This window comes from Mycobacterium sp. TH-M116 (assembly GCF_057473685.1).
Genome location: NZ_JBYCLC010000346.1, coordinates 1 through 3,554 on the forward strand (window position 1 = coordinate 1; position 3,554 = coordinate 3,554).

The 3,554-nt window shown below is 67.7% G+C and carries 6 protein-coding genes; 1 reads left to right on the forward strand and 5 read right to left on the reverse strand.

The annotated features are described in order from the left end of the window. Together AC2VOK_RS17835 and AC2VOK_RS17840 are read right to left on the reverse strand one after the other, a co-directional pair. The coding region (locus AC2VOK_RS17835) for a peptidoglycan endopeptidase (RefSeq protein ID WP_428901654.1) at positions 1-380 on the reverse strand (380 nt) is incomplete at its 3' end. Positions 381-575: 195 nt separating this feature from the next. Next, the gene (locus AC2VOK_RS17840) at positions 576-2,120 is read right to left on the reverse strand and encodes a threonine/serine exporter family protein (protein WP_428901655.1); all 1,545 of its coding nucleotides are present in this window, start codon (positions 2,118-2,120) and stop codon (positions 576-578) included. A 237-nt stretch (positions 2,121-2,357) separates the two neighbouring features. On the opposite strand from AC2VOK_RS17840, the gene AC2VOK_RS17845 reads away from it, so the two are divergent. Continuing rightward, positions 2,358-2,747, forward strand: a complete 390-nt coding sequence (locus AC2VOK_RS17845) for a DUF732 domain-containing protein (RefSeq protein WP_421528560.1) — start codon at positions 2,358-2,360, stop codon at positions 2,745-2,747. Between the two features lie 123 nt (positions 2,748-2,870). Here the strand turns inward: AC2VOK_RS17845 and AC2VOK_RS17850 are convergent, their stop codons facing one another. The 3 genes from AC2VOK_RS17850 to AC2VOK_RS17860 form a co-directional block, all read right to left on the reverse strand. Beyond that, complete coding sequence (locus AC2VOK_RS17850) at positions 2,871-3,134, reverse strand: type II toxin-antitoxin system RelE family toxin (protein ID WP_428901656.1); 264 nt, start codon at positions 3,132-3,134, stop codon at positions 2,871-2,873. Beyond that, the gene (locus tag AC2VOK_RS17855; protein ID WP_428901657.1) at positions 3,131-3,415 is read right to left on the reverse strand and encodes a type II toxin-antitoxin system Phd/YefM family antitoxin; all 285 of its coding nucleotides are present in this window, start codon (positions 3,413-3,415) and stop codon (positions 3,131-3,133) included. The genes AC2VOK_RS17850 and AC2VOK_RS17855 overlap by 4 nt, the downstream gene beginning before the upstream one ends. A gap of 21 nt (positions 3,416-3,436) precedes the next feature. Further along, positions 3,437-3,554, reverse strand: a 118-nt coding sequence (locus AC2VOK_RS17860; protein ID WP_428901658.1) for a DUF933 domain-containing protein, incomplete at its 5' end; no start/stop codon positions are given.

The window sequence follows — 3,554 nt, forward strand, 5'->3', positions numbered from 1 at the left end:
ACATCGTCCGGCGGAACGGGTAAGAACATGTGGTGAGTGAAACCGGCCTGGTAGGCGCCCTGACCACCGACGCGTACACCGCCGCGCTCGCCACTGGACACCGCGGTGCCGTCGGGCAATGTCACGGCGGTGTGGCCATGGTTCCAGCCGATGACCACGGCATCGGGAGCGGTTCCATAGTGAAATCCCCGCGCCAACAAAGCGGCTTCCTCATTACCCGTGTCGAATCGGTCCCCGAAGACCGGCCGGTCTGCTGCCGCATTTGCTATCCAGGAAGCCAACCCGGAGCAGTCGGTACCGGCGGGAGAATCCCCACCCGAAATATAGGGTGTACCGGATAACTGATTGACAAGCGAAACCAACGTGGCTAAAACTACCATGGGCAGGCACGCTAGCAATTACCGACACTGTGCTCCAAAATTTGTGGCGTAGTTCATTCGAATACAAGACAATGGCATTCGTCTCACCCGGAGCCAATTACGGTGGACAGGCTTGCGGCCCAGGTTCGCGTGACGTGGGGTCCCCCGCAGCTCGAGGTCGCGGCAACCGCTACCGGTCGTCGCTCTCGCCGACGTTCAGGTGTTCGGGAGGTGTTCGGCAGGTTCGGGCTCCAACGCGACGCTGCGCGAGCGCTGCCTGCAGGGGCCGACGGGCTGCGGCCGCGTGGCAGGCTTCAGGTGCACGACACGGCCGACGGCCCGGCGGATGCCAGGCGGCCCCTCGAGCCGGAACAGGTCGCCGATGCGGCCGGCGCGGTACCGCAGCGGCGAGCCGACGAACTCGCCGAGCACCGCCCCGCTACCGAGAGCCAGCGCCGTCGTCGCGGCTCCCACCAGTTGGGCTTGGGCGTCGTTGAAGTTCTTGTCGACGGCGAAGTAGAACACCGCCCGGAAAATCGCGAGGCCCGGCAGCATCGGCATGATCCCGGCGGTCGCCGTCACCAGGGCGGGAGCCTGCCGACGGATCGAGATCAGCGTGGCCAGGAAACCGACGCCGACCGCGGCGAGCCCGGCGGCGATCACCTGGCCGAACCCGGCCGACCCCAGACCGATCAACGCGAACTCGGCCAGCCCGGCGGCGAGCCCGCCGGTGGCCACCGAACGCAGCGGCGCGTAGCTCGCGACGGTCAGGCACGCCCCGGCCAGCGCGGCGCCGGACACCGCAAGCAGGATCGCCAGCGGGCGGTGCGGCACCACGAAGGTTTCCGCAGCATTCACGTACAGCTCGATCCTGATGCCGGCAAGGGCGGCGACCTGCAGTCCGGCGAGGATGCCGACGACGATCCCCGACGTCAGGAACAGTGCGTCGCCGAGCCTGGCGACCGCGGGCAGCATGTAGCCGGTCACCGCGTCCTGCACGGCACCTACCAGGGTCATCCCCGAGAGCAGCATCATGATCCCGGTGACCACCAACGCGCTGGGGCCCTGGCCGGCGAACAGGTAGGCCGCCACCGCCACCAGGGTCGCGATCGTGGCTCCGGTCACGTACTGGAAGAACAGCGGGGTCCCGACCCGGTTCAACAACCTGCCCACCCGGTCGATCACCGCAGCCGTCACAGCGGCCAGGACACAGGTGCGCCATGTGCCGCCGAGCAGCATGGCGATGCCGAGGGCGAAGCCCGCCCACCCGACCGTCGCCAGCCACCGCGGGTAGGGGTGAGGCCGGGCGGTCAGCTCGTCCATGGCTTCCTGAGCCGCGTCGACCGCGACACCGCCGGAAGTGATCCGGCCGACGAGCCGGTCCAGCTCGGCCAGCCGAGAGTAGTCGGTGGACCGGGTGCGCACCGACCGCACGATGGTGACCGGCGGACTGTCCGCGGTGGACAGCGCCGACACGATGATGGTGGTCACCGCGATGTCGACGACGCAGTCGGTGAGCCCGTAGGCCTGGGTCACGTCCTGAGCGGTCGCGACGACATCCGCGGTCCCCGACCCCGACGACAGCATCACCTCGGCGAGCCGGATGGTGAGATCGACGACCTTGCGGGTATGCACATCGTCGACGCTCGCCGAGGCTCGGCTGCGCCGGCCGGCCACGGGCACCGGATCGCGGCGCCCGCGCAGCGCGATCTGCAGGCCACTGCGCAAGCGCGCCGCGCCGCCCGATCGATCTTGGGTCATCGCCAGGCCAGGGTACTTGGGCCGCCGAACCGGCGGACCCGCGCGCCCGGTGCCGGTGCGACGCGTCGGTCGCGGCCCCGACCGGCGCGGATCTGTCGCGGATCTGTCGCGGATCTGTTAAGCCACGGAAAACTCTCCGCGGGCCCGTCCGACGCCAGCTAAAATCGCGCGAGTTCACGTCGTCACTCCCCAGTGCCAGCCACCGGACGCCGCGGAATTCGACTCGAGGAGGGTGTCATGGTGGTACGAGCCGTCGCTTTGCTGGTCGTTTCCCTCGGACTCGCCGCACCGGCCCGTGCGGACGCCACCGACGATGCATTCATCGCCAACCTCGACACCTCCGGCATGAATTACGGGGCACCCGAGAAGGCAATCCAGGTCGCCAAGACCGTCGTCTGCGCCACCCTCGGCAGCAACCCCGACACCAGCAACGCGGACCTGGTCACCAAGGTCAGCGACGCCACCAACTGGCCACCGCTGAACGCCGCCTACTTCACGGGAGCCGCGATCCAGGCCTACTGCCCCCAGTACGGCTCCCTCGCGGTCCCCACCCTTCCCAAGCGGGGCCCCCAAGACCCCGGCACGGCTCCCTCAGCGCCCCCGGAACCGAAAGTTGAATCGGCGTGAGCGGTCAGCAGTCCCCGACGACTGTCAGCCTCCGGCACGAGAGCCGCCGCGACGGCAGCGCGCACATCCCCCACGCTGGCCGCGTCGGCTCTACACGGTGAAGCGGAACTCGACCACGTCGCCCTACCGATAAACGTCTCGTCGCTGCGCGATATGTACGACGCGGACGACGACACGCTCGTCAAAAATCTGATAGATCACGCGAAACTCTCCCCGCCGGGCCGAATACCGTCCTTCCAACTGGCCACGAAGTGGCTTTCCGACCCGGTGAGGGTCCTCGGCGAGCGGCCCGCGGATGAACTCCCAGCAAGCGACAGCCACCGCCTCCGACACGAGCTCGGTCAACGCATTCTTCGCCGCTCGGGTCAATTCGACCCGATAAGTCACCGCGGAAGCCGACCGGCGGCGCGCATCTCCTCGGCAACCTCGTCGAGCGAGTAGACCTCACCGCTCTCGGCCTCGGTTTCGGCTGCCCGGAACTCGCGCATCAACTCCTGATCGCTGAGAATCGCCAAGGTTTCCATGATCGAGTCAAAGTCGTCGGCGCTGAGGATCACGGCCGCCCGACGGCCTTGCCGAGTAACCTCGATCCGCTGATGGGTGCGAACCGCTTCGTCAACCAACTTCGACAGATTGGCGCGTACCTCGGCCAATGGAAGCGTTGTCATGTACAGAACTCTGGCGCGATATCAGACGTTAAATCTGAACTCCACCACGTCGCCGTCGGCCATGACGTAGTCCTTGCCCTCCATCCGCACCTTGCCGGCCGCCTTGGCCGCCGCCATCGAGCCGGCGGCCATCAGGTCG

Excerpts from the sequence above, each read along its gene's own strand:
- AC2VOK_RS17855 (WP_428901657.1), bottom strand. The coding sequence starts at position 3,415 with ATGACAACGCTTCCATTGGCCGAGGTACGCGCCAATCTGTCGAAGTTG.
- AC2VOK_RS17845 (WP_421528560.1), top strand. The coding sequence starts at position 2,358 with ATGGTGGTACGAGCCGTCGCTTTGCTGGTCGTTTCCCTCGGACTCGCC.
- AC2VOK_RS17840 (WP_428901655.1), bottom strand. The coding sequence starts at position 2,120 with ATGACCCAAGATCGATCGGGCGGCGCGGCGCGCTTGCGCAGTGGCCTG.